This is a genomic window from Bradyrhizobium sp. 25ACV (genome assembly GCF_054863005.1).
Window position 1 is genome coordinate 1 of the sequence record NZ_JAVAYO010000109.1, and the last position, 269, is coordinate 269.

Here is a 269-nt window from a genome sequence, read left to right on the forward strand (position 1 = left end):
CCGTCGGCAAGGAGCGCCATCGAGCCGGTAACATAGCCGGCGAAGATTTCGCCGATCATCATCACAGCCGTCAGCACCACAACCCACAAGGTCCTGCGGGCGTTCTCGTCGTGAGAGGCCCCAAGATACACATGGTCGTGTGTAAAGGCTTCAATGTCGCGGGACGTGGTCAATATCTCAGCCTCATTTTGCGTAGCGGCGTATGACCGCGATCAGTTCTTCCGCCCCTGCGGCGCGCTCCTCGGCCGGAAGATCGGGATGCGCCACAT

General features: G+C 60.2%; 1 pseudogene. It reads right to left on the bottom strand.

The features are described 5' to 3' along the window. Positions 1 to 173: pseudogene (locus RAD04_RS38770) on the bottom strand (cation transporter); the annotation flags it as partial. Between the last annotated feature and the right edge of the window lie 96 nt (positions 174 to 269).